This is a genomic window from Sorangium sp. So ce426, from assembly GCF_051475585.1.
In the GTDB taxonomy this organism is placed as follows: Bacteria; Myxococcota_A; Polyangia; order Polyangiales; family Polyangiaceae; genus Sorangium; species Sorangium cellulosum_B.
Genome location: NZ_CP150341.1, coordinates 11,197,926 through 11,224,553, shown reverse-complemented (window position 1 = coordinate 11,224,553; position 26,628 = coordinate 11,197,926). Strand labels below are relative to the sequence as shown.

The 26,628-nt window shown below is 70.0% G+C and carries 14 protein-coding genes; 10 read left to right on the top strand and 4 right to left on the bottom strand.

Annotated elements, in window-relative coordinates:
* Positions 1-115 precede the first annotated feature (115 nt).
* The 5 genes from WMF44_RS42080 to WMF44_RS42060 all read left to right on the top strand — a co-directional run bounded on the left by WMF44_RS42080 (position 116) and on the right by WMF44_RS42060 (position 14,605).
* Entirely contained in the window at positions 116-9,217 is a 9,102-nt protein-coding gene (locus tag WMF44_RS42080; RefSeq protein ID WP_437295688.1) for a SpvB/TcaC N-terminal domain-containing protein, read from the top strand.
* A gap of 13 nt (positions 9,218-9,230) precedes the next feature.
* The gene (locus WMF44_RS42075) at positions 9,231-9,827 is read left to right on the top strand and encodes a hypothetical protein (RefSeq protein WP_437295687.1); all 597 of its coding nucleotides are present in this window, start codon (positions 9,231-9,233) and stop codon (positions 9,825-9,827) included.
* 131 nt (positions 9,828-9,958) lie between these two features.
* Entirely contained in the window at positions 9,959-10,801 is an 843-nt protein-coding gene (locus tag WMF44_RS42070) for a hypothetical protein (protein ID WP_437295686.1), read from the top strand.
* 1,463 nt (positions 10,802-12,264) lie between these two features.
* Positions 12,265-12,441 carry a hypothetical protein gene (locus tag WMF44_RS42065; RefSeq protein WP_437295685.1) on the top strand — a complete coding sequence of 59 codons (177 nt, stop codon included), beginning with the start codon at positions 12,265-12,267 and terminating at the stop codon, positions 12,439-12,441.
* 415 nt (positions 12,442-12,856) lie between these two features.
* Positions 12,857-14,605 (top strand): FG-GAP-like repeat-containing protein, encoded by a 1,749-nt coding sequence (locus WMF44_RS42060; protein WP_437295684.1) that lies wholly within the window; start codon positions 12,857-12,859, stop codon positions 14,603-14,605.
* Positions 14,606-14,644: 39 nt separating this feature from the next.
* Here WMF44_RS42060 and WMF44_RS42055 read toward each other — a convergent pair whose 3' ends face one another.
* The 3 genes from WMF44_RS42055 to WMF44_RS42045 all read right to left on the bottom strand — a co-directional run bounded on the left by WMF44_RS42055 (position 14,645) and on the right by WMF44_RS42045 (position 21,328).
* Positions 14,645-15,814 (bottom strand): UDP-N-acetylmuramate dehydrogenase, encoded by a 1,170-nt coding sequence (locus WMF44_RS42055; protein WP_437295683.1) that lies wholly within the window; start codon positions 15,812-15,814, stop codon positions 14,645-14,647.
* Entirely contained in the window at positions 15,811-19,947 is a 4,137-nt protein-coding gene (locus WMF44_RS42050) for a hypothetical protein (RefSeq protein ID WP_437295682.1), read from the bottom strand. The genes WMF44_RS42055 and WMF44_RS42050 overlap by 4 nt, the downstream gene beginning before the upstream one ends.
* A 139-nt stretch (positions 19,948-20,086) precedes the next feature.
* Positions 20,087-21,328, bottom strand: coding sequence for a PAS domain S-box protein (locus WMF44_RS42045; protein WP_437295681.1), 1,242 nt, complete (start codon positions 21,326-21,328; stop codon positions 20,087-20,089).
* A 586-nt stretch (positions 21,329-21,914) separates the two neighbouring features.
* Here WMF44_RS42045 and WMF44_RS42040 point away from each other — a divergent pair.
* The 5 genes from WMF44_RS42040 (at position 21,915) to WMF44_RS42020 (ending at position 24,940) form a co-directional block, all read left to right on the top strand.
* Positions 21,915-22,301 (top strand): carboxypeptidase-like regulatory domain-containing protein, encoded by a 387-nt coding sequence (locus WMF44_RS42040; protein WP_437295680.1) that lies wholly within the window; start codon positions 21,915-21,917, stop codon positions 22,299-22,301.
* An 84-nt stretch (positions 22,302-22,385) separates the two neighbouring features.
* Positions 22,386-22,853: a hypothetical protein gene (locus tag WMF44_RS42035; protein ID WP_437295679.1), complete on the top strand. Its 468-nt coding sequence runs from the start codon at positions 22,386-22,388 to the stop codon at positions 22,851-22,853.
* A 68-nt stretch (positions 22,854-22,921) separates the two neighbouring features.
* The gene (locus tag WMF44_RS42030; RefSeq protein ID WP_437295678.1) at positions 22,922-23,818 is read left to right on the top strand and encodes a MafI family immunity protein; all 897 of its coding nucleotides are present in this window, start codon (positions 22,922-22,924) and stop codon (positions 23,816-23,818) included.
* Positions 23,815-24,360, top strand: coding sequence for an N-acetyltransferase family protein (locus tag WMF44_RS42025; protein WP_437295677.1), 546 nt, complete (start codon positions 23,815-23,817; stop codon positions 24,358-24,360). The genes WMF44_RS42030 and WMF44_RS42025 overlap by 4 nt, the downstream gene beginning before the upstream one ends.
* Positions 24,361-24,382: 22 nt before the next feature.
* Complete coding sequence (locus tag WMF44_RS42020) at positions 24,383-24,940, top strand: flavin reductase family protein (RefSeq protein WP_437295676.1); 558 nt, start codon at positions 24,383-24,385, stop codon at positions 24,938-24,940.
* 547 nt (positions 24,941-25,487) lie between these two features.
* Here WMF44_RS42020 and WMF44_RS42015 read toward each other — a convergent pair.
* A complete protein-coding gene (locus WMF44_RS42015) occupies positions 25,488-26,624 on the bottom strand; it encodes a DUF4419 domain-containing protein (RefSeq protein WP_437295675.1) in 1,137 nt (378 codons plus the stop codon).
* Between the last annotated feature and the right edge of the window lie 4 nt (positions 26,625-26,628).

Genomic DNA, 26,628 nt, shown 5'->3' with positions numbered 1-26,628 from the left:
GTGTTGACACGGCGGGTCATGCGGGACATAGGTGGCCGCGAATTCAACAGACCTTGCGTCGGGAGTGTCTCGAATGCGACACGCGGGCTGGTTGTGCCGTCTTGCTTTGTTCTGTGTGGTGGTGCTGCTGCTCGGGCGGGGGCATGAAGGCCTGGCGCTGGCAGGGCCGCCGGAGCCGCGGCTCATGCCGCTGTCGCCGCCAGGCGGCGGGGTAGCGCTCTCGTCGATTCCCTTCCAGTTGCCGAGCGACGGTGTCGGGGGGCTGTCCCTGGGGCCTCGTGTGGACGCGCCGCCGGTCGAGGACGTGGGGGCGCCGTTTGGCGAGATGGTGGTGCCCGACGAGGCGCGGGTGGTGGCGTTCGAGGGGGCCGTGCTGGAGATCCCTCGAGGCGCGGTGGATGAGCCGGTGCGGATCACGATTCGCCCGCTCGACCAGGGCGAGGTGCGTCCGATGGGGCGCGCGATGGTCAACGTCACGCCCGGGGGGAGAGGATACCGCTTCGGGCCGCACGGGCTCAGGTTCAAGAAGCCGGTGCGGCTGACGTTGCCTTATGACGAGCGCGCGATTCCCCCGGGGATGACCGCGCAGCATGTGACGGGCTTTTACTTCGACGAGGCGCTGGGCCAGTGGGAGCACGTCGCGCGGGACGGCGAGGCTGCAAAGGGCAAGCTGGCGAGCCTGACCGACCACTTCACCGACTTCGTGAATGCCACGCTCGCGATGCCGGATGCGCCGGGCACGCGCAGCTTCGATCCGAACAGCATCAAGGGGCTCGCGCTGGGGAGCCCGTTCGCCGCGGTGACGCTGGTGGCGCCGCCGGAGGCGAGCTCCAGCGGCGCTGCGCGGCTGAGCCATGCGATCGAGGTCCCGCCGGGGCGCAACGGGATCGAGCCGGCGCTCGCGATCGCCTACGACAGCGAGCACCGCAACGGTTGGCTCGGCGTGGGGTGGGATCTGCGGCTGTCGAGCATCGAGATCGACACGCGCTTCGGGGTGCCGGCGTACGCGGCGGGTGAGGCGCCGCGCTACCTGCTCGACGGGAGCGAGCTCGTGCAAGTCGAAGGCGGCGCCTGCGGCGACCCGTGCCTGTTCCGGCGGCGGGTGGAAGGGCGGTTCGACCGCATCGTGCGGCACGGCACCGGGGCGGCCAGCTACTTCTGGGAGGTGACGGACAAGGACGGGACAACGGCTGTCTATGGCCGCGACGCGAACGCGCGGCTCGATGATCCCGAGCCGGGGCCGGGCCAGCCGCGCAACGTGTTCCGCTGGTACCTCGACGAGGTGCGCGACACGTTCGGCAACCAGATGCGGGTCCGCTATGATCGGGAGGTCGAGGCCGGTCCACCGCCGCGCATCGAGGTGCACCCCGAGCGCATCGAGTACACGGCGAACGCGTCACGAGGGGTCGAAGCGGCCTATGCCGTGGACTTCGTGTCCGAGAGCGGGCGGCCCGACGTCATGCTCAGCGGCAGGCCCGGCTTTCTCGAGCAGACCGAAACGCAGCTCTCGCGTGTGGACGTGCGGTTCGGCGACGTCGTGGTTCGCAGCTACGCGCTCCATTACATCGACGGTGATTTCGGCAAGCGCCTGCTGCAGGCCATCGCGTTCCACGGGCGAGGCGCGCGGCAGGCGGGCGGGCAGGTGACGCTCGGCGAGGAGCTGTACCGGCATACGTTCGAGTACTTCACGGCGCCGCGCACCGCGTCCGGCGAGGTGGCGGCGTTCGCGCAGGCGGCCGAGGCTTGGGGACAGGCCAAGGCCAAAAGCGGCCTGTCGCGCACGGAGGACTCGACCGCGGGCGGCAGCGCGTCGGTGGGGCTCGGCATCGGAATGTTCTCGATCTCGGTCGGCGGGGGCGGCTTCTTCGGCGACGAGACGGTGCGCAAGAGCGTGTTCGACCTCAACGGCGATGGGATGCCCGACTTCCTGGAGGACAGCGGCGATGTCGGGCTGAACCTTTTCCGCGCGGCGTCCGGGAGCCATGTGACGGCGGCGAGCGCGCTCGGCTTGTCCGACAGGGATCTCGGCCTGACGGACCGCTCGGGATGGAGCGTGTATGCGGGGCTGAACGTCGCGGCGCTGAGCGGCTCGGTGGGGTACACGCGCAGCAGCACGGAGGACGAGCAGATCGTCACGGACATCAACGGCGACGGCTACCCCGATCTGGTGTCGGGCGGCCCGCTCGGGGGCGTCTACGCCGCGCTCAACGACCGGCGAGGCCGCTTCGGGAGCAAGCAGCCGTGGGGCGCGCTCGACACGAGCGGCGCGCCGTCCGGCCGTCCCGACCTGGCCCAGGCGGCGCGCAAGGACTTGCATCCTGCCGATCCGCTGCTGCGCTGGATCGCGCCGTTCGAGGGAGACGTCCGCATCGGCGGAGCGCTGCAGAAGCAGGAGGCGGGCGGCGATGGGGTGCGGGTGCAGATCGTGCGGAGCGGCGAGGCCGAGCCGCTCTTCGACGATGTGCTCGACGGGGACGAGCTGACTCCGTGCCTCCTTGGCGCGCATCGGTGCGGCGGCGAGGTCCTCACGACGCATGTGGCCGCGGGCGACCGGATCTACTTCCGGGTGAGCGCGGCGCCGGCGATCGACCCCGAGCGGCGCGTGGACACGGCGGCTGACCTGGTCTCGTGGAGCCCGTCGATCACCTACGAGGTGAGCGAAACGCAGCTCGCGCAGGCGGGGCCGGACGGGGCGCCGATCCACCGCTTCGAGTACAGCCACGACCACCGGCTCGCGGGGCGCCCCGACGTGCCGTGGGTGGCACCGGCCGACGGCAGTGTCCGGATCTCGGGCGACCTCACGAAGTGGGCGACGAGCGATGAGCTGTGGGTGGAGATCGTGCGGGAGCGCGGCAGCGCCGCGGCGGAGTCGATCCTGACGCCGCAGCACGTCGATGCGGGCGCCGGCGGGCTCGGGCTGGGCGCGCTGCTGCCCGACGCGATCCCGGTGCTCGCGGGCGATCGCCTCCGGTTCCGGGTGAAGGCGGAGCTGCCCGATGACCCGGCGCGCATCGCATGGAGCCCGGTGGTCCGTTACGAGGAGTACACGCGCGTGGACCGGGCCACGGGCGCGCCGCGGCGCGGGCAAGTGCAGTGCAGCGCGCAGCCGAACGGCCGCACCGGCTGCACGCTGCACAACGATGGGCCCGGGGACGCGCCGCTGCCGCTCGCGCTCATCGAGCAGCGGGCGCATGTGTCGATGCCTGTCGCGAGGTGGTCGCATGCGACGCGCCCGCGGCCGTGGATCGCGCCGAGCACGGGGACAGCGCGGCTCGAGGGAATGCTGTTCGTGCCGGGGACCTATACATTCACTCAGCCGTTGACCCTGGTCGTTCAGGGCGTGCATCGGCTGCTCTTCAAGCAGGCGTATTCCGCGCCGAGCGCTGCTGGGACGGCATTCCCCGTGGACATCGACCTGGAGGTCCAGGCCGGCGAGCCGATCTTCGTCACGGCCTTCGCGCAGGTGCCGCCCACGGGCGCCGCGCTGAACGCGACGATCGACGGGGAGCCGGTGTCGCTCGGCGTCTTCGCGCCCGAGGCGGCGGCGAGCGCCGGGTCAGAGGACCCGATGGCCGGCGGGTTCCATGGCTGGTCGGTCGGCTTCCTCGACGGAGATCGCGCGTTCTCGGAGGCGGACATCGCCTTTCCGACGCTCCACCCGGAGCGCGGCTTCACGCTCGCCGTGCCGCTGCCGCAGGGGAGCGCGCCGGTGTGGGGCGCGGCCGCGTCGGAGGCGTTCGTCGGGGGGAATGCGGTCAAGCCGTCGATCGTGGGCAAGGTGAGGCGGGGAGACGGTCAGCTCGGCCGGCTGCGCAGCGCGGAGACGTGGAACGCGGAGATCAGCGCCAACCTCGGGCCGCTGGGGGCGGGCTACAGCTTCGGCAGCACCACGTCGGACCTGGACCTCATCGACATCAACGGCGATCGCTTGCCCGACAGCGTGACGCGCGAGGGCGCGGTGCTCAATACGGGGCGAGGGTTCGGGCCGCGGGACAGCTGGTCGCTGCCGGAGGCGCTGCGGCGGATCGAGCACCGTGCGATCCGGCTGGAAGGGAGCGCATCGGTCACTGTCGACAGCGAGATCCAGGCGATCTCCAAGACCACGAGCGAGGGGCGATTCGAGGGGTACCTGCACACGCAATTCCGCGTTGGGACGAGCTACGGCCTGTCTGCCACACACGTGGATCTTGTGGACGTCAACGGCGATGGTCTGGTGGACCAGGTGACGCAGGATCCCCAGAGCGGGGTGATGAAGGTGGCGTTCAACCTGGGGCATCGGTTCGCGGGGCCGGCGCCGCTGGAGCGGGCGCGCTTCGAAAAGAGCGACTTCAACGCGGGAACGCTGCGCGAGACGCTCGGCGACATCTTGAGCGAGTTCACGGACGCGGCCGGGGTGGACGCTGTGCGGCTGGAGGACACGGGCGCGAACAGCGTCGGCGTCGGCGTGGACGCGACCGTGGCCGCCGCCGGCGCGGGGTACACGTACACGACGGCGCGGACCGTGGTGGACTTCGCGGACGTGAACGGCGACGGGCTGCCGGACAAGGTGATGAAGGACCCGGAAGAGTCGTGGTTCCGGGTGCAGCTCAACCTCGGGAGCCGGTTCGCGCCGGAGGAGCCCTGGCCCGCTGGGGCGTGGGGTGTGTCGATCGATCCGCCGGAGTACGCGTTCATGGGCGGGGGCGACGCGGTGAGCTTCCGCAGGTCGGAGAGCTACGAGGGCAGCTTTAAGGTCGATGTCTGCTACTTCGTGTGCGTCGGCGGGTCGGTGTTCTACTCGGAAGGCGCCGGCTCATCGCACCTCGCGTTCGAGGACATCGACGGCGATGGGCTTCAGGATCACGTGCTCAAGCGGGACGGCGACGCGACGGTGTACGCGCGGGTCAACGCGCTCGGCAAGACGAACCTCTTGCGGCGGGTGAGCCGGCCGCTCGGCGGGAGCATCGAGCTGGACTACCAGCGCGAGGGCAACCTGGTCGTGCCGAGCGAGGGGGCGCTCGGGGAGATGGATAGGGCACCTCAGGTCGACATGCCGTCGAGCCAGTGGGTGATGAGCGAGGTGACGTTGCACGACGGCGTGGAGGGCGCGCCGGGGGTGTACGGGGTGCATGCGTACCGGACGAGCATCGCGACGCACGCGGATGGGGTCTACGACAGGGAGGAGCGGGTCGAGCTCGGGTACGGGCTCGTGACGACGACGGCGCTCGGCGAGGATGGCGTCACGGCAATGTCGAGCGAGGACGTCGAGTATCTGAACCACGACGTCTACCGCCGCGGGTTGGTCGCGCGCTCGACGCTGCGCGACGGCGACGGGCTGCTCCACACGGTGAACGAGGTCGACTACGCGCCGCCGCCCGAGGGGCTGGAGCCCAGGGTGGGCTCGTTCTTCCCCAGGGAGACGGAGAGGAGGAGCGCGTTCTACGAGGGGACGACCGACGACCCGAGCGCGCCGCACAAGAGCACGCGCGAGACGCGGGTCTTCGACGAGCTCGGCAACCTGATCGAGCTGCACGCTGACGGCGAGGCCGATACGCCGGACGACAACGTGCATCAGAGGGTGGAGTACACGGAGCCTGGCTCGGCTTACATCGTAAAGCCGGAGCTCGTCGAGACGACGGACGAGCAGGGGCGTGTGCTGCGCCGGCGAACGGCGACGTACTGGCCGGGAACGGGCGCGTTGCACACCGTCACGAACGTCATCTCCGGCGGCAAGCGGGCGGATGGGACGACTTACGCGAACGCGGAGGCCACGTGGAGCTATGAGTTCGACGACTTCGGCAACCTCGAGACGTCGACCGACCCGAACAGCTACAAGCTGACGTACAGCTACGATGACGTGACGCACAGCTACCGCACGTGCGCGAGCGATAGCTTCGGGTACCATTCGAACAGCGTGCCGAATCTGCTGTATGGCACGGTGGCGCAGGAGACCGACGTCAACGGGCACACGATGGTGCACCGCGTGGACGACTTCGGGCGGCTCACCGAGGTCTGGGGGCCGAGCGACCTTTCGGAGGACGGCGAGGACGCCGGGCCGGTCGGATGCACGCCAACGACGGTGTACGATCCGGAAGCGCTCGTGGGCGAGGGCGAGCCGACGATCGGGTTCGAGTACGCGCTCCAGCCGGATCAGACCGCCGCGCTGCCGGCGTGGGCGATGACGAGCCACAAGGACGTGGAGCACCCGGGCGATCCGATCGTGACGATGACGTTCGCGGATGGGCTGGGGCGCGTGCTGCAGACCAAGAAGGACCACGAGCGGGACACGGGCACGGGCACCGAGGTCGGGATGACGGTCAGCGGTGCGGTGGCGTTCGACGCGCTCGGCCGCGTGGTGGAGCAGGGGCAGCCGGGCTTCAGCGCGGAGCCGGACACGGCCTTCGTGAGCCTGGCGCTGCTGCGGCCGACGCTCACGCGTTACGACGCGGCCTCGCGTGTGCGGGAGGTCGCCATGCCGGACACGAGCGCGCCGGACGGCTACGCGCGGACGGCGATCGAGCACGACCTGGTGGCGCTGGAAGGACGGCTGCTCTTTCAGGAGATGGTGATCGACGCCAACGCGAAGATGCGGAACACGTACCGGGACGTGGGTGGGCGGATCGCGGCGGTGGAGGAGTTCAACCGGATCCAGGGGGTGGAGACGCAGATCGTGACGCGCTACCAGCACAGCCCCCTCGGCGAGCTCGTGCGGGTGACGGACGCGCGCAACAACGCGACGACGGCGACGTACGACTCGGTGGGCCGGATGGTGACGCTGGTCAGCCCCGACGCGGGCCGCACGGAGTGGCGCTACGATCTGGTCGGGAACCTTCGGGCGAAGCTGACGGCGGAGCTCGCGGCGCGAGGGCAGCTGATCCGGTACGAGTACGACTTCAACCGGCTGCGGAAGATCGACACTCCGGTGACGCAGGACGTTGTCTACACGTACGGCGAGCCGGACGACGCCGGGGATGAGGAAGGCAACCGAGCGGCGCGGCTGGTGGAGGAGACGAGCGCGGCGGGCAAGCGGAGCTTCCGTTACGATCGGTTCGGCAACACGGCGGAGCTGACCTCGGAGTTCCCGAGGCTGCGGGAGCCGCATAGGGGGCCGTACCAGGCGACGATGAAGTACGTGTTCGACGCGCTGGGGCGGATGCAGGAGCTCCACTTCCCCGGCTCGGGCGAGGAGGTTGTGCGCTACGGGTACGACCGAGGCGGCGCGGTGGTGTCGGTGGTCGGAGAGAACCAGCGCGTCAATCCGCAGCACCCGAGCGAGCCGAGGACGACGGAGTACCTGAGGCACATCGGGTACGATGAGTTCGGGCAGCGGGTGCGTGTGGTGGCGGGCAACGGGATCGAGACGAAGTACCGGTACGACGAGTCGACGCGGCGGATGACGGAGGTCAACGCGGACCATCAGAGCGCGCAGATGCGGTCGATGGGGCGATCGCCGAGGCCGTTCCAGCGGCTGCGCTACCGGTATGACCTCGTCGGCAACATCCGGGAGCTGAACAACGAGGTGCCTTTCGACGAGTCGCTGGGCGGGGCGGTGATGGTGGCGCGGACGCAGCAGCGGTTCGCGTACGACGACCTGAACCAGCTGACGGAGGCGTCGGGGATCTACCAGGAGCGGGGAAACGAGCAGGAGCGGTACACGCTGGGCGTCGACTACGACGTCCTCGGGAACGCGACGGCGAAGCGGCAGGAGGTCGCCCGGTACGCGCGGAGCGGGGGCAACAACTGGCAGATGCAGTACCCGATCCGGGAGCGGACGTACCGGAACGACTACCGCTACACCGGGCCGAGGCCGCACGCGGCGACTCAGGTGGACGAGTACGTGCCCGCGGAGTCGCAGCCGCGGCTGAGGGAGCTGTCGTACGACGCGAACGGCAACCACAAGCAGTGGAAGTACCGGGGCAACCTGCAGCGCACGCTGAGCTGGGACGAGGACAACCGGCTGGTGTCGGTAAGCGAGAACGGGCAGGAGATGTCGCGGGCGCTGTACGACGGTGCGGGCGAGCGGCGGATCCACCTGCACCGGGTCGCCGGGGAGGAGGAGACGGCGTACGTCGACCAGCACCTCGTGGTGCGCAACGGGGTGATCGCGACGAAGCACCTGTTCGCGGGCGAGACGCGGATCGCGAGCAAGATCGACGCGGACTGGTTCCAGAGGCCGCCGGTCTTGTACTACCACCCGGACCACCTCGGGAGCACGCAGTACGTCACCGATCAGGACCAGGCGCTGAGCCAGCACGTGGAGTACCTGCCGAGCGGGGAGCTGTGGGCGGACCAGACGGACTCGCGGTTCCAGAACCGGCAGCCGTACCTGTTCACCGGGAAGGAGCTCGACCTGTCGACGGGGCTCTACCACTACGGGGCGCGGAGCTATGAGCCGCGGCTCGGGGTGTGGCTGAGCCCGGATCCGATCCTGGACCAGTACATGAGGGGGGCGCCGAACGGCGGCGTCTACAGCCCCTCGAACCTCTGGCTGTACACCTATACGGGCAACAACCCCGTTGTATGCATCGACAAGGATGGCCAGTTCGCCTGGGTTGCTGTCGCCGCCGTAGCCGTCGGTGTGCTCCTTACGCCGCAGTACGCGAACGCACCTCGACACAATGAGCCCATCCACAACAGCAAGTCGAGCCTAAAGCTTGGCCATGAGATGGCCCAGAACTCCCTCACGGCGTACAGCGTGATGACCAATCCTGCTGCATTCGCTCAGGCCTACATGCAGCAGCAAGCGATAGCGACGATCAAGGATGCCGCCGATACGGTCGATCCGAGCGGGACGCTCCGTGGGGCCATCGAGAAGGTTGAGCCTGTCGCGTCAATGGTGACCCCAGCGGGCAAAGGAGGCGGGCCAAAGCTCGGCGTCAAAGCCGCCGCACCCAAGGCGCCGAAGGCAGCAAAGCCCGATGGCTACGCAGGGCGATATGCGGATGGAACCTTGGTGAAGGAGAGCCAGCGACCCCCGCACGTGAGTGGTCCGGACCCGGCTGCGGGGGGGCGGCCTCACACGGTCCTGCGATGGGACGCGAACGGCAGGCTTTACGGCGCCAAGGAGTTCGGCAACGGCGGCATCCATCCCACCAGGGACATGAGCTTCACCCAACCGACATTTCCGAACGGGACCGTGCGTCCAGGCCATGGGTCTCCTCCCACTGCGCATCCATATTCCCCAAACCCGACGGGAGGCTCACCAAAGAGAGGAAAAGAGGGTCCCCTGAACCCATAGCTCGGAGAACGCCATGAACCAAGAGATTAGTCGACTCGGTTGTGTGCTGAAATATAGAATTCAGTCTGATTCCTATATCGAGAAGCGATCGTTTCTATGCTCGAAGGCGTGGGCCATGGCCGCGGTGGCCGCGTCTGAACGGTTCTACTGCGATTTCTTTACGTTTCCCGGCTGGACGTCGCCTGATGATATGATGGATTTCGGTCGTGTCTGGGGGCGATTCCCCCTGACGGACCATAGTGCTCTTTGCGTCCAGATTAATGCGTCTCCCATTGATGATGCTCTCGGAGATTCCGTGTTCGATCTGCTCCCAGAGCCGCTGATCGAGCAGGTTCGCGCAGATCTTCCTCGCATCAATTGCCTCGAAGGCCTCTCCCAGAACGATTGGCCGCGCTCGCTTCAGAAAGCTCTTGATACGCCGCTGTCGCGGTTGCTCAACGGTGTCGTCCTTGCTGATGATGTCGAGAGTTGTGCACTGATCTACGGCGACGTGAACGATGAAACGGATACCGTCGTCTGCGAACCGAGTCGGATGGTTGCCGCATTCATGGTTCATCTGTCGCTGCGGTGCGACGAGCCTTTGCTGGTGATGTCGGGTCAAGGTGCATAGTGAGGCGATGCTTGAAAATGAAATTGTGATTGCCGAGAACGGTAAAATTTCTGCACGGGTACGAGTGCTTCACTGGCTGAGGCGGAGCGACTATCCGGTGACGCAGCTCGTGGTCTACATTCGGGCAGCGGGTGCGCGTGGTGGCGGGCAACGGGATCGAGACGAAGTACCGCTATGACGAGTCGACGCGGCGGATGACCGAGGTCAACGCGGACCACCAGAGCGCGCAGATGCGGTCGATGGGGCGATCGCCGAGGCCGTTCCAGCGGCTGCGCTACCGGTACGACCTCGTGGGCAACATCCGGGAGCTGAACAACGAGGTGCCGTTCGACGAGTCGCTGGGCGGGGCGGTGATGGTGGCGCGGACGCAGCAGCGGTTCGCGTACGACGACCTGAACCAGCTGACGGAGGCGTCGGGGATCGACCAGGAGCGGGGAAATGAGCAGGAGCGGTACACGCTGGGCGTCGACTACGACGTCCTCGGGAACGCGACGGCGAAGCGGCAGGAGGTCGCCCGGTACGCGCGGAGCGGGGGCAACAACTGGCAGATGCAGTACCCGATCCGGGAGCGGACGTACCGGAACGACTACCGCTACACCGGGCCGAGGCCGCACGCGGCGACTCAGGTGGACGAGTACGTGCCCGCGGAGTCGCAGCCGCGGCTGAGGGAGCTGTCGTACGACGCGAACGGCAACCACAAGCAGTGGAAGTACCGGGGCAACCTGCAGCGCACGCTGAGCTGGGACGAGGACAACCGGCTGGTGTCGGTGAGCGAGAACGGGCAGGAGATGTCGCGGGCGCTGTACGACGGTGCGGGCGAGCGGCGGATCCACCTGCACCGGGTCGCCGGCGAGGAGGAGACGGCGTACGTCGACCAGCACCTCGTGGTGCGCAACGGGGTGATCGCGACGAAGCACCTGTTCGCGGGCGAGACGCGGATCGCGAGCAAGATCAGGTTTTGGAAACGGCCGTGAAGACAGCCGGTTCGGCCACTGCGGTGGCGCTGGCCGAGCCCTCGCCCTTTGGGGAGGTGATCGTTGCTGGTGCGGTCATTGTCGGAGGCGTAGGCCTCGTGGGCTATTTGATCTATGATGCCATCACGGAGGGAGACTCCGCCAAGCCATCTGAAGCTGCGCCTGCGCCCGCGCCTCCCGCGGAAGTACCGTCGCCACCCCCGCCGCCTGCAGCGGGCGGGGGCGGGGCGAAGGAGCCTCCCAAGCCGCCAGCCCCGGCTGCGGTGGAGCCGCCGAAGAAGCCGGCCGCAAGGGGGGGACCATCCGTTGACGCTCTCTCGAAAGCAGGGCAGGCGTTAGACCCGGCCGATAAGGCAGGACTACTGACGAGGGCTGGGCGGGCACTGCAAAAGCATCGGACCGGCGGGAGACCTGGGACCACGAAGTTTCCTGGCACCAAGGGGCCACCCGAAAACTGGAACAAGGCTGGACAGGATCAGTTGGATGACATCCTGACCAGCCCAGGGTCAACAACAACGCCCCTCGGTCGAGGGGGCTGGCAGGTCAGCGCGCCTGATGGAAGAGGTGATCAATTCAATTCGGACGGCTCCTTCGGTGGTTTCGTGGAATGGTACTAGGTGAGGCAGATGTCACCCGACATGCTCTGGAACCGTGTGCGGCAGTGCTTTGAGACCAATGATGGCTCTCTTCCAACCGTCGAGCTTCAGAACCTAACAAGCGGTGAAGTCGCGGACCTATATTCGTCGATTCGACGCGGGTCCCATGTTGTCAGTCGAGATGCGACATTCTGGGACGCGCAGACAACAACAGATCGTGGGCTGGACGAGGTGCCCAATGCCGCTTTGCTGGTCAGCGCCGGCCAGGCATCACCCTTCCACTTCGCAATCGAGGGAGCTAGCGCTTGCGAAGTCATCATTCCGTGTCTCGGCGTTCACGTCTTTCAGGACACCATCGCGCTCGACTACCGCATGGGAGCAGAGTGGGGTGGGCAGCAGGTATTCGCGCTTTTTCATGGCTGGAGCATCTGCTGTCAAGGACACGTGCAGGGGTTCTCGCTCCCAGTGCGAACGAGGGGCCTCCGGACCCGGAAGCGTTCATGCTCGCGTGGGAGCTCTTCCGAGAGTGGAGCGCCGGTGGAGTAGACAGGGAGTGACCCATGCGTGCGACACCCTCGCGTTCGTCAAGCGCCGGGCCTGGACCGTCGCGGACACCTTCGTGACCGGCGGTGACAGCCCAGTGAAACTTTTTAGCCTCACTCGCTGTCCTCTTCGTGAAAGCCACCCGCTACCTCCGTGGCTCGACGATCGACCAAAGCACGGACAACCAACTCCCTGATCTCGAAGCCTTGGCGTCTCGCAGCCGAACGCCCAGTCCATGCGCCGTCGACCTACCCGCTGGCTGGTCGAGCGTTATGCCCAGTCGGGCGCTTCCTGGTATGCGATGATTCGTACGAGAGATCCAGGTTGCTCGTAGCTGGCGCCTCCGGCTCCTCCGAGAGCGGCTCCCCGCAGCGGGCGCAGCGCGGGTTGAACGGCGAGTCGTCCGCGCTGCAGCGCCGGCAAACGACCGCGCTCTCCCCCGAGATGACGGGGCGCTCGCACCACGCCCTGGCGCCGGCCGCCCTCGGCGTGGCGGCCTGAGGTCCCGATCCGAACCTCGCCTCCGCAGGGGCGCGTTCGTGCTGGAAGAGCAGGGATCCGTCGCGCTGGAGCTCCGCATCCTGGCGCGATGCCCCACTCGCCCTGTCTCTGTGGAGGAGACACCTGGTCCTCCCGGGGCGACACCTCGCTCGGGACGACGGGCTCGCGAGGGGGCCGGAAGAAGCGCACTTCCCGCTCCTGCGCATCGACGATCCGCGAGGGCGAGCGCCGCCCCGACCCGGCACGTGCGTTGCTGAAGGCTGAAGAGCGAAGCGTTGCTGAAGAGGCCCGCTGAACGCCCTCCGAAGACCGGGGGCGCGAGCGCGCACCAGAGCAGCAAACGATGCGTGTCCCCTTCGCGCGCCACCGCGGCGGGCGAAGCGAAAAGGAGGGTAGCGATATGATGATTGAATCGATGACTCAAGAGCATGTTCGTCTACGGCGCTGGCTGTATCCCTTGCTGGCGGCGTCGCTGGCCGCCTGCGCGGCCGACCCCGGCGAAGCGGGCGACTTCGAGGAGACGGCTGAGGTCGCATCTTCGATCGTCGACCCGACGCCCGCGGGGCCGAGCGATCTGCTCGCGATGGTGAAGGTGACGACCTCGCAGGGGAGCTGCTCGGGCATGGTCATCGCCGCGGACACGGTCCTCACCGCCGCGCATTGCTTCTGCGAGGACGGCTACGTCGGCGGCAACGGCTGCTCCACGAATGCAACGGTGACCTTTCGCCCCGACCCGGCGACGCCGGGCGCGGGCCCGCGCGTGCTGAGCGGCGTGGCCAGGATCCAGCCGGACTACAACCCATCCTGGACCGAGCGGCAGATCGAACATGACGTCGCGGTCATCAAGCTGAACGGCGTCGCGCCGGCGCACGTGAAGCCCTTCGTCGTGGCGAGCGATTACCCCGCAGAGGGCTCGAGGGTCACGATCGCCGGCTTCGGGCGCACGGGCGCCGATTGCAGCACCCCCTTCGGCACGCTGAACTTCGACGCCGCCAAGGTCGGCGGGTACGAGGACGGCCACGATATCCTGCGCTTCGACGACCAGGTCTTTTGCGGCGGAGACTCGGGCGGGGCCGTCTTGAACGCCGAGGCGAGCCGGCTCTACGCCGTCCACTCGATGCACACGTGGACGGTGAGCCACGGCTGGGTCAGCAAGGGCGTCACGACGGGCTCCGAGTTCGACTGGATCAAGTCGCACATGTGCCCGTCGTCACCCTCGAACCAGTGCAGCGGCGACGGTGACACGTGCTCCTGCTCGGCCAGCAGCAGCTTGCTGTGGCGGCACACCAATGGCCAGGTCGCCATCTGGTTCATGGACGGCGGCGACATCGTCGGCGAGGCCTACCCCGGCGGCCAGGACCCGAGCCTCTCCTGGAAGATCCAGGGCACCGGAGACTTCGACGGCGACGGCCAGAGCGACCTGCTCTGGCGACACACGACGGGTCAGGTCGCCATCTGGTTCATGAATGACGGAGCCGTCGTCGGTCAGGCCTACCCCGGCGGCCAGGACCCGAGCCTCTTCTGGAAGGTGGCTGGCGTCGGCGACTTCGACGGCGACGGGCGCTCGGACGTGCTGTGGCGCGACGAAAGCGGCCAGCTCGCCATCTGGTTCAAGGGCGACGCCGCCCAGGCCGCCTATCCCGGCTACAACAACCAGCCGGCGCCGGTCGACAACGCGTGGAAGGTGCAGGGCGTCGGCGACTTCGACGGCGATGGGCGCTCGGACATCCTGTGGCGAAACACGAACGGCCAGGTCGCCATCTGGTTCATGTCGGGCGGGACGCGGGTGGGCGAGGCCAACCCCGGCGGCCAGGACCCGAGCCACTTCTGGAAGGTGCAGGCCATCGGCGACTTCGACGGCAACCTGCGCTCGGACATCCTGTGGCGGGACGCCACTGGCCAGCTCGCCATCTGGTTCGGCGGCGAGCTGGGCTTCGACTCGCCCTCGTACAACAACGCGCACGGGCCCGGCGACCTCGCATGGCAGGTGCAGGGCGTCGGCGACTTCGATCACGATCGCCGCGACGACATCGTCTGGCGGCACACGAACGGCCAGGTCGGCATCTGGCTGATGCACGGCGCGCACTTCGTCGGTGACCTGTACCCGCGCCAGGTCGACAGCAGCTGGGCGATCAAGGGCATGCTCCACGACGCCGGGCGGTGAGCTGTCGACGAGGGGTCCCCGGTCGCCCGGGGGCCCCTCTCACAGGTGGGCGCCGCCGGCGAGATCGTCGATCTCGCCGGGCGCAAACCCCACCAGATCCGGCTCGGCCGAGAGCGCCACGCCGAACCGGTCGAGCACGCCGCGCCGGACGCGCCGCGCGAGATCGAGCAGCTCCTCCGCCGTGGCGCCGCCGCGGTTCACCAGCGCGAGCGTGTGGCGCGTCGAGATGCCCGCGGCGCCGTGGCGCGTCCCCTTCGCGAAGCCGGCGCGCTCGATCAGCCAGGCCGCGGACAGCTTCACCCGGCCGCCTTCCGCCGGATACCGCGGGATCGCCTCGCCGGGCGCGAGCACGCCCGCCGCCTCGATGCGCGCGACGACGGCCGCGGCGGCGCCAGGGGCGAGCGTCGGGTTCATGAAGAACGACCCCGCGCTCCGGCCGTTCTCGTCCGCCGGATCGAGCACCATCGACTTGCCGCGGCGGAGCGCGATCACCGCGCTGCGCACCTCGCCGAGCGGCGGCGCGGCGCCCCCCGCGGGCGCGGCGAGCGCCCGCTGGAGCTCGGGGTAGCGCACCGCCGCGGCGCCCCCCGGGCGCAGCGCGAACGTGACGGCCGTGATGACGTACCGCCCGCGCCACGCGCGCTTGAACCGGCTGTCGCGGTAGCCGAAGCCGCAGTCCGCGCCGGAGAGGACCGCGGCCGCCCCCGTCGCGCGATCGATCGCCCGGACCTCGACGATCGTCTCCGCGACCTCCTGGCCGTACGCGCCCACGTTCTGGATCGGCGTCGCGCCGACGTCGCCCGGGATGCCCGACAGGCACTCGACGCCCGCCCAGCCCTCGGCCACCGAGCGCGCCACGAGGTCGTCCCACGCCTCGCCCGCCCCCGCGCGCACGAGGGCGCGGCCGGCTTCTCCGCCGCCGATCTCCCGGCCGCTGGCGTCCCCGCCGCTGGCCTCCCCGCGCCCGCCCATCAGCTCGATCCCGCGGACGCGCACGCGCAGCACCAGCGCGTCGACGCCCCGGTCCGCGACAAGCAGGTTCGAGCCGCCGCCCAGCACGAAGAGCGGCACGCCGCGGGCCTCGGCGAAGCGGAACGCCTCGACCACCGCGGCCTCACCTTCGGCCTCGGCGAAGTAGCGCGCCGGCCCGCCCACGCCGAGCGTCGTGAGCGGGGCCAGCGGGACCGACTCGCGGACGTCGAGGCTCACGGCTTCTTCTCCGGCGCCTGCGGCCGCGCCCCGCCGCGGGCAGCGCCCGGCCCCTGCGCGGCGCCGGCTTGCCGCGCCGGCGCCGCCGGCCGCTCCACCCGGATGCCCGCCATGAAGCCGCTGTCGACCGCCTGCACCCGCTCGACGAACGCCTTGTACTCGTCGATCGACACCGTCCCCGTCGGCAAGCTCAGCGCGAAGTCCTCCTCGATCGCCGCGCCGTAGCTGCCCTTGCGCGACGCCGCCAGGCCCGCGTGCTCGACGCGCACGCCCTCGGGCGCGCGCGCGACCGTGTAGCCGTCGGGCAGCTCGATCCTGCGGCGCACGTGGTACTGGAGCGCGGTCTCGATCGCGAGCGCGCTCTTGCGGGCCCCCCGCGAGGCGTACGAGGCGCCGAGCGTGCTCGTGTACGCGCGCGGGAACACGAGGTGCACCGGCTCGAGCCCCGGCAGCGTCCACGCCGCGCCGTCCTTGCCCACCGGCTGCGCGAAGCCGTGGATCGTCACGGCGGCGCGGAGCGCGACCTCCCACGAGCCCTCCGTCGACGAGACGACGACGTCCTCGACGTCGGCCCACGGGAGCCAGCCGAGCACGACGCCCCGGAGCATCTCGCGCCGCGCCGTGCCCACCACGGTCTCGAACGCCTCCGAGAGCGCCTGCGCCGCCCGCCCGTGCAGCAGGATCGTGAACGTTCCCGCGGCGTTACCCTGCGCGTCGACCGTCAGCCGCAGGTCGACCTCGTCGCCTGTCTCGCCGCTCGTCCCGGCCACGGTGACGAGCTCGCCGCCCGGCAGCATGGCGGCGCGGCCGCGCAGCTCGGGGCTGATGCGGCCGGGGGGCAGCGGCGGGCCCTCGACGTCGGCGTCGATCCACATGTCGCCGCCCGGAAGGCGGGCGATGACGAGCGGGTGGCGGAAGCGCCCCGCGTGCGGCGGGAAGTCCGCCGACGAGCTGAACGGCTCGGTCTCGGCGATGGCGAGATCGGCGCGCACGCCGAGCTCGCGCAGCGCGCGGTAGACGACCCACGATCGGCTGCCCTGGCCGAGCTCGATCATCGCGCGCGCCGTCGTGCGCTGCGGGCCGCCGCCGAGGAACGCCGCCATGTCCGAGAGCTCGGCGCCGCCGGCGACCTTGATCGCCTTGCCCGCGGCCGCGACGACGCGCTCGAGCAGCGCGGGCGACGGCGTCCGGTCGGCGCCCGCGGCCTCCCGCGCCCAGCGGGTCATGTACGGATCGCGGTCCTCGAGCGCGCGGACGTTCTCGTCGAGCGCCGCGGCCACGTGGGCCCAGGTCTGCGTCCCGAGGCTGACGCCGACGCCCATCTCCACGCGAGGCACGCCGTCCTCCATGCGCCGCGGCGGCTGGTCCTTGATGCGCCAGACGCTGACCGTGGAGGCGCCCTCGGCGCGCTGCTCTGCGGCGCCGAGCAGCGGGTGCGACCAGAGCGCGAGCGGGAGCGACGCCGGGCGGCGGACCTCGATCGTCGCCTCGCGGACGCTCGTGCGCTCGGGGAGCAGGTCCCACGTGTCGATGACGAGCTGGCCGCCGTCGCCCGGCAGCGCGTGGCCCTCGGTGACCTGCTCGATGTAATCGCCCTGCTCGAGCTGGGAGAGGTCGCTCTGGTCCTGCGCGGCGTTCGACGCGGCGTCGGGCGCGAGGATGCGGCCGTCGCGCTTGTGGATGCGGCGGCGCAGGAGGCGCGGCATGGCGCGGCCCTCGATGAGCGGGCCGTAGGTGGCCGCGCCCTGGGCCACGTCCGTGGTGCCGGAGACGCGGCGGAGGTCGTACGTGACGTAGTGGACGAGCCCGTCGGGCGAGATCGTGAACCGCTCGACGTGGCGGAGCACCGCGGTCGCGGCGCCGGGGAGGAACGCCTTCTTCTGGTCCTCCAGCACGAGCTTGCGGCCCTCGGCCTCCAGCGCCGGCGCCGGGTCCGGCGCGAGGCCGAGGGCGCGGGTGATGGGGCCGATCCCGGCGGGGGTGTCGCGCGCCGTCGTGCGGTCGCGGGCGAGGCGGCCCCGCACGGCGCGGGCGTCGCCGCGGCCGGCGGCGAGGCCGAGCGCCTCGAGCATCGCCCGCTGCCCCGGCGGCATGGCGTCGTACACGGCGAGCGCGCCGCGCAGGTCGCCGCGGGCGACGCGCTCGCGGAGCTCGACCTCGCGCAGGGCGTCCGGCGCGCGGCGGAGCCGGCGCAGCCGCTTGATCTCGGCGAGGACCGCGTCGCGGTCGCTCGCGTCGAGGAGCGCGCCGAGGCACGCGGCGCTCGAGCGATCGAGCCCGCCCTCGCAGGCGGCCTTCACCGCGTCGACGCCGGCGCGGCCGTGGATGCGGTCGTCGACGACGGCGAGCAGCGTCGAGCCGGGCGCCGCCGCGGCGAGCTTCGCGTAGGCGGCCTCGGCGACGTCGGTGACGTTCGCGCGGCGGGCGACCAGCGCGAGCTCCGCGAGGACCATGCGATCGGCGTCGGCGACGGCGGGCGCGCTCAAGCCGGTCGGCCCCGGTGGCGCGACCCGGACGCCGAGCTCGCGGAGGGCGTCCATGGTGCCCTCGCCCCGGCCGCCGCGGCGCTCGGCGAGCTGCGCCTTGTAGAGGCGCGCCTCCCAGGAAGCGGGCCACGCGGCGAGCACGCGATCGACGGCGGCGCGGGTGCGCTCGACGACCTCGGCCTCGGGGAGATCGCCCACGCGTCGGATGGCCCTCGCGTAGAGCAGGTCGAGGCGCGGCGAGCGCGGCGCGGCGGTGGCCGGGGGCGGCGGGGAGGCGGGCGAGCGCTGCGCGGCGGTGGCCGGGGGCGGCGCGGCGGCCGGCGAGCGCTGCGCGGGGGCGGCCGGGGGCGGCGCGGCGGCCGGCGAGCGCGCGTCGCTCTGGCGGAGGCCGCCGTCGCCGTCCGGATCGAGGAGGTGCTCGGCCGCGCGCGCGTCGCCGAGCGCGAGCAGGGCCGCGGCCGCGACCTCGACGCTCGCCGCGCCCGGGCGCTGGTCCGCGGCGCCGCGCGACGCCGGGGCCAGGCTGACGGCGGCGGGGCGGGACGCGGCCGCTGTCGCGGCTGCGCCGGGGCGCGGCGCGCGGGCGCGGAGCGGCAGGCCGTTCTCGCCCCACGCGGTGAGCTCGATGGCGTCGCCGTCGCCCTTCTGCGCCACGCGCACGACGACGCGCAGCGTCCCCGGCTGGGCCTCGACCGTCGCGAAGCGCGTGACCTGCGCGCCGCCGGCCGCGTAGTCGCGGTGGAGGGCGGGCACGCCGCCCACCTCGAGCACGGCGGCGGACGACGAGGCGAGCGCGAGGCTCACCCGCTGGGCGATCGGGTTGTGGAGGTCGACGACCACGGCGCGCGTCCCCTGGAGGGCGCTCACCGCGTCGATGTCGATGGCGCACGCGTCGGCGCGGACGACGATGGGCGAGGCGCTCTGCGCGAACGGCGCGAGCCCCGGGTAGGCCCTGGCGAGCGGCGCGCCGGGCGCGGAGCTCACGGGGGACGGCCGGGCGAGGCCGTGGAGGGGCGCCGCGTCGAGCGGGCCGACGAGGGCGGCCTCGCCCGCGCAGCCGCGGCGCGCGCTCCAGGTCGCCGCCGCGGCCTCGTCGCCGACGAACAGGGCGATGCGGTGGAGGGCGCTCGCGAGCGCGCCGCGCACGAACGGCATCTCCGGCGCGCCGCGGCCGTCGACGTCCGCGAACGCCCAGGCGTGCTGGAGCCGGCGGGCGACCTCGGGGAGCGCCTCGCGCGAGCGGAAGGCGATGGCCGCGGCGTCGGGATCGGGGCCGCCCGCGGTGCCGGCGCCGAAGACGAGCGCGTCGAGCGACGCGATCACGGTGGCGAGGGCGCCGCCTTCGCTCGGCGCCCCGACGGCGCGGTCGAGGGCGTCGAGGTACGGCGCGGCGGCGGCGGAGCTCGTGATCTCGGCCTCCAGCGCGGCGGAGAACGCGGCGGGGAGCGGCGCGTCGGCGGGGAGCGGCGATGCGGCGCCCCGAGGGGCGCACGCGGCGGGCGCGGCGGCGGCGAGCGCGAGGGGGAGCGCCAGGGCGGCGCGGCGAGCGACGAGGAGGGGGCGGCGAGCGACGAGGGGGCGCTCGGCGAGGCGAGGGCTCCCGGGGCGCTGGCCGCCGCTCCTGGGGCTGCGGGGGTGGGTGGTCACGATCGGCGTCTCCACGGCGCCGCGCGCGCGGTGCCTGTCCGCCGTTCCTTACGGGCCTGGGATTGCCGACGCAAAGGTGAACTTCCGCAGGCCACCGCGATCTACCCGACCTCCGAGGCCCGCCTCGCGTCCTTCGACCTCAGCGCCCGCCGCTTCCCTGGAGCCTCGGCGCTGCGCCCCCGGGGGCGCGCGGCGGCGCGCCGTTCGGCGCCGCGCCGCCCGCCGCCACGCGCTGCATGCAGAGCTTCAGGCCCGCGCGGAGGTTTCCGACGGTGGCGATGCCCGACAGATCGAGCCCGAGGGAGACCATCGTCTGCGCCACGTTGGGCCGGATGCCCGTGATGACCCCCTCGGCGCCCAGGAGCCGGATGGCGCGGATGAGCTCGATGAGATAACTCGCTGTCTTCGTGTCGACGACCTCGACGCCGGTGAGGTCCAGGATCGCGAAGCGGGCCCGCTTGTCCACGATGGCGGCCAGGAGGTCGTCCATCACGTCGGCGGCCCTCCTGCTGTCGACGACGCCGACCATCGGGAGGGTCAGCACGCTGTCCCAGACCTCGATGATGGGCGTCGACAGATCGCGGATCACCTGTTGCTGGCGCTCGATGAGGTCGAGCCGCGCCTTCAGCTCGTCTTCCCGGAGCTTCGCCTCCGTGGCGTCTTGCGTGAAGCTGACCGCGCCGTTGCGCTCCCCGCGCTCGTCGGTCAGCGGGACGAGCCACGTCTCCCAGGCCATCCCGAACGCCTCGACGCGGGTGCGGACGAGCTCGCCCCGGACCGCCCTTCGCATCGGCTCCATGTCCATCGGCGCGGGAGGCTCGTCGAACACGTTCATTCCGACGAACTGGCCTGGCGTGAGGCCGAGAGACGGGAGCGTCTTGCCCTCGTGGAAGGTGCAGACTCCATCCCGATCCATCCGGGTCACCGCCGTGTCCACGGCGCCGAGGATGGCCCGGAGGATCATGTCGCCCTCCTTGAACTTCTCGACGGCCTCGACCTCTTCCGTGACATCCTGGCCGAAGCAGAGCAGCCGGATCGGCTCGCCGCCGTCGTCGAGCACGGGCGCAACCCGCCACGTGCACACGACGGCGCGCCCGTCCTTGCGGAGGTGGGTGTAGCGGTGCGGGGCGCTCTCCTGCCCGAGCGAACGCCCGAAGGTCCTGGCGTCCGGCTCGCTCACGATCGTGTCCGCGAGGCGGCGGCCCACCGCTTCGTCAGCGGTATATCCAAAGATGCGTTCTGCCTCGGCGTTCCACTCGGCGACCACGAGCTCGTCGAGGTTCCCGGCGCACTCGATCACCGCGAAAGGCGCGCTGCGGACAGCCCTCATGTAGCTCGCGGCGAGGCCCGGGGAGCCGGGAGCGGTCACTGTGCTCATCATTTTTCGTCCAAGGTAAACGGGGCCGGTTGTCGGTGTCGAGGAAGAGCGACGGGTGGCCGGCAGGGAGGACGGTGGGTGAGCTGAGCGTGTGAGATGAACCTCGTTAGGACGCAAATGCGGACTTCCGCAGGCGAATGTGGCCTGACCGACGGCGGGGCGGGTTGCCGTGAGCCTCGCGTGGGCGCGCGCACGGGGCGGGCGCGCTTCGCCGGCGGGTGTGGCACGCTCCGAACCACGGCGGCCGGGTGCGAAGGGCCATTTCGATGGGATGAGGAAGGCGACCCGGACCTGATTTACGTCCCTGCTTCATGAGGTCGAGGGCGATCGGGTGCCCCTGGGCGCCGGCTAGACGGCGTGGCTGGACCGCGCTCTGCAGGTGCGAAGAGCGCGCTAAGCAGGCGACCTGGGGTGTACGATGGGCTGCATGTGGAACGTCGAGGGTGCGAGGTGGTCGCGGAACGGCGGATGTTTGAGCCGATCCGCGGCGGCGACACCAGCCAGGGCTCAGGGAAATGGGTTCGATGGGGCTGCGCTTCGCGCGTCAGGGCGGGTTTCGGCCGGCGGGGTTCGACCGGGCGGTCTGACGGTGGTCGGGCAGATCGTGGGCTTTCTGCTCCTCCTCTGGCAAGCCGCGCGCTTTCCACTCCTGCTCGGGGCTGCGCTCATGGCGTCGGCGTGCGATCCGGGAACTCGACTGGACGGGCGGGTAACCGAACGCGACGGGCAGCCGCTCGCGAACGTCGTCATTCGCACGGTATGCCGGAACCAGAGCGGCGCCATGAGCGCGACGTCAGACGCCAGCGGCAATTTCTCCGCCGAAGGCCTTGGTTGTATTCGCGAAGAATGTCGTCTCGAAGTGTCACGTCCCGGACACGCCACGAAGATTTTTCCCGTCAGGCCTTACTGCACTGGCGCCGTCCTCGGCTGTCGTTCGGCGTGCTCGACGATGCGCGCTGAGCTCGTCCTGGAGTGATTCTCTCGCCGGTCGTCGGGCGGCGCGCATCGTTCAGTGCACGCCACCGCGGCGTCGCCTGCATCGAGATCCGCAAATCGGCTTTTGCCGGAGCTGAGTGTCATCGTGTTAGATCGGACGGATATGGGTGACATCGACGGGCAGCGTCTCGCGTTTCGGAACCGGCTCGCCGCCGCCTTCATCGCGCCTTTCGCGTTCCACCGCTGGCGGTCGCTCCGGGCTCGGTCGTACTGGGTGAGCCTCGAACGCTGGCAGGACTCGATTGCAGGGCCGCTATCGTCCATCGCGAACCATGGGGCCTGCGAGTACGTCTACGCGCGCGACGACGAGCTGTTCTCGGGAATCGATCGACCGCAAGCGCTGCGCCAGCGGCTGCTCCTCTGGCATGGAAGGCTCGCGGACGCGGTGGAACGGTTCAAGCCAACCACACCGTCACAGGTCGTCGATCTCGCCTTCCTGCGACGCTTGATCTTCGACATCCGTGAACTCATCGAGCGCGGCTGCGACATCGAGCAAGCGCGATGGGACGCCGCCGGCCGTGCGGGCAGGTAACGGAATTTCCGGGGCCGCCGCTGGTTCGACGGACCGACGCCTGGAGACGTGACGCACTCGGAGAGCACATGGGAGTCAACCTCACGCTTGTTCTGGGACATTCACTGGGAGCCGCCGATCTGCTCGCATTCCCCGAGCGAGCGTCGGCTTCCCTCGAGATGCAGCGCGCGGCCCGGCAGCTGTGGCAGGTGGTGCGCCCGCGGTGGCCGAACCTGAGAGGGGAAGAAGAGTTCGCGACGATCGTGGCCTGGGAGCGTCTCACGGAGGACGAGGTCCAGGTGGCCTGGGCGCGGGGCGAAACTCCGTTGTTCGAGTGGGCCGGCTTCAACCTCTACTTCGGTAGACGAGCCGTCGAGGCGACCCACCTCGAGAGGCTCGCAGCCTTCGCCCTCGACCTCGACCAGCTCCGTGCCCCGCTGCAGGCCTGCGCGCGAGCGCTCGCACGTGAGCTGCAGTCGCCCAGCATCGTGTACGGCCCGGATTCGAACTCCCCATTCGAGGCGGCTCTGGACGTCGTGGAGGTCAGCTCCTTGTCCGAGATCATCGCGGTGGCGGCCCGCAACTGTGGCGCTCCGGCGCGCAGCATGCGTGATATGGTCGTCGGGGATGATGGTATGCCTCTCGATAAAGATGGCTATTTCATCGAGATCGTCGACCGTGTGACGAAAGAAGAGATCCGTGCGTTGTGCGCGCTCGCGCTTGAGTCCTTCGAGGGCGTGCTCCCCCCGGAGCGCTTCCGCGATGCGTACGACTGGGTTCACCGGTACGGGGAGTGGGGGCTCGCCATGGAGTTCATCATCGACTGGATCGGCGACCTCGATCTCCCTGTCGACCAGGCGCAATTTGACGCCATCGAGCACGCCATGGCCACAATGGGATGGGGTGAGAGCTCGAGGATGAAGTGGCTGCGTGACTATTTCGCGTCGCTCAGAGCGGAGAATTCGCATGACGATGAGTCCGCGTGAAGCTTTGCACGCGCCTGCTCGTGCATGGCGCCGGACAGGAGGACGTTCAAGTGCCTGAGATCCATTTCCGCCGTGCCCATCCCGAGGACGCGGCCCGCCTTCAGGACATCCGGCGCGCGGCCTTCGCGCCAGTGTTCGCGTCGTTCCGATCGATCCTCGGCGACGAGCTCTACGAGCTGGCGCAGCGGCGGGACGACGAGGCGCAGGAAGGGCTGCTGACGTCGCTGATGGCGGCCGACTCGGGCTGGGAGCTGTACGTGGCGCAATCCGGCGACGAGGTCGTCGGCTTCGTGGCGCTTCGGCTCGCTCCGGAGACGCTCGTCGGCGAGGTCGGCCTCAATGCCGTCGACCCCGCGCAGGCCGGCAAGGGGATCGGCACCGCGATGTACGAGTTCGCGGCGGCGCGCCTGAAGCAGGCCGGGATGAAGGTCGCCACCGTCGGCACCGGCGGCGATCCGAGCCACGCTCCGGCGCGACGCGCGTACCGGAAGGCGGGGTTCGACATCGAGATCCCCAGCGTGTGGATGTACCGCAAGCTCTGATCCAGCCAGCACGGGTGATCGCATGAAGATCTACAAGAAGGCCGATTTTCCGGTCGCGAACGTCCGGCGCTTTCTGGAGCCGGGTCCTGTGGTGCTGGTGAGCTCTGCGCACAAGGGCCGGCGGAACATCATGACGATGGGCTGGCACATGGTGATGATGCAGGAGCCGTCCCTCGTGGGGTGCTTCCTCTGGGACCAGAACGATAGCCATGAGATGGTGCGGCGCAGCAAGGAGTGCGTGATCAACGTGCCCACGGTCGATCTCGTGCGCGCCGTGATCGGGATCGGGAACAGCCACGGGTCCGAGGTCGACAAGTTCGAGCAGTTCGGGCTCACCGCCGTCGCGGCGACGAAGGTCGGCGCGCCTCTCATCGCCGAGTGTTATGCGAGCTTCGAATGCAAGCTCGTCGACACGAGCGCCGTCAAGCGCCTCAGCCTGTTCGTCTTCGAGGTGGTGAAGGCGCACGTCGCGACGTCGCCGCGCTATCCGACGACCGTCCACTACCGCGGCGACGGGGTGTTCATGGTGTCCGGTCGCAACGTGAGCTACCGGAGGCTCTTCAAGCCGGAGAACCTGTAGCTCGCCAGGCGCTGTAGACGAGGACGGCAGGCCGGAGTGTGTCCTGTCGACCGGGGCGGATTCTCGGCCGAGCGCGCGCGGTGCCGGCTGCGGCGCCGGGACGGTGTCAGGAAGAGGGCACAAGGAGGAAGCTCGGTGCGGGGCGCTGGCCTGCTCGCGCCGAGCCGGATCCGCCAAACACGTGCGGAAGTATATATCAATGTATATACTGTTCACGCCATGGGCACGAGCAGGGCGAAAATATTACAAATCGGCGGAGGTCAAGCTGTCAGGCTTCCGAAAGCTTGTCGGTTCCCCGATGGCGAGGTGCTCGTACGTCGAGAGGGACGCCGCGTGATCCTGGAGCCGATCGACGAGTGGCCTTCGAGCTTTCGTGCCTGCCTTGGGGCCTGGCCGGATGAGGTTGAGCGGCCGGCACAGGAGCCAGTCACGGTCATAGAAGATCCGTTCGGATGACGCTCCGCTACATGCTTGACATGGACACCGTGAGCTTTGCTCTCCGCGGATTCGGTAGCGTTCCCACGCGGTTGCTCGAACATAAGCCGTCTCAGCCGTCGTCGTGGACGATCGCCCAGCCGAACTCGGGGGCGAGCGCGCCGGTCGCGGCTTCCTGCGTGACGCCGAAGAGCCCTGCGACGAAGCGCAACGGGTGCTCCGTGCCGTCGCGCACATCGACGAACCTGACGGGGGCGCTGGAGATCGAGCTCGGGATCTGCAGAAGGTCCGGTCCCTCGGGGTTGAAACTCCAGTCCGTGCGCTTCTCCGCGGCGCGCAGCGCCTGCTCCCACCGGCCGAGATACGGGTTCGGCACGATGCGCTCGCCGTTCCGATCGAACGTCTTGAGGTACGGAAAGAGGACGAGGATCCAGCCGGTCAGCTCGCTCGGCCCGGAGCCGCTCTCGTAGCGGAAGAACGAGCGCCAGAAGCCTGGGTCGACGTGCCCCTCGGCGGCGCGGACGACCTCGTCGAGCACCGGGAGGAGCGCGTCGGTCCAGGCCTCCAGGCCGAACTCGGACAGCATCGCGGCGCGCCGGCGAACGCTCTTCCAGTCGTCGACGCTGCCCAGCAGCGTGACCGAGGGGATGCCGCAACCACAGCGCATCTCGTACTCGAAGTAGGGCTGGAACGCGTCCATGAGCACGACCTCCGAGGCGGCGCGCTCCACGGCGCCGGTCGTCGAGAAGTCGGCCACGATCAGGTCGCGCAGGCGGCCGATATGCGCGGCGATCTGGTCCGAGAATGCCGTGAACACCTCGGGCCATGGATTGGGCTGGCCCAGGAAGAAGTCGGGCCGAACGACGACGAGCTTCTTCTTCCCCTGGTGACGGACGAACCGCCCGCGCAGCGCCTCGGCGTTCAGCGCGACATGGTGGGCGAACCCCTGCGCGAGGCAGAGCCACACGGCATCCGGCGACAGAACCAGCGGGTGGTGAAGGTAAAATGCGTCGTGCGCCGCCTGCGCGAGCGCGTGGGCGTCGGTCGCGGAGACCAGCGGCGCGTCGCTCGACGAGAACGCCTCGATGCGCGCCACGGGAGGTCGCGGCTTGCCCCAGAGCATTCGCCGCTGCTCCGGCGCGGCGCGCTCACCCCCGCCGAGCAGGCTCGGGATGGCCTTGGCGCGATCGAGCACCTGCATGAGTTGCTGCGGCCGCTCGACCTCGGACACGGCGAAGGTGATTGACATCGAT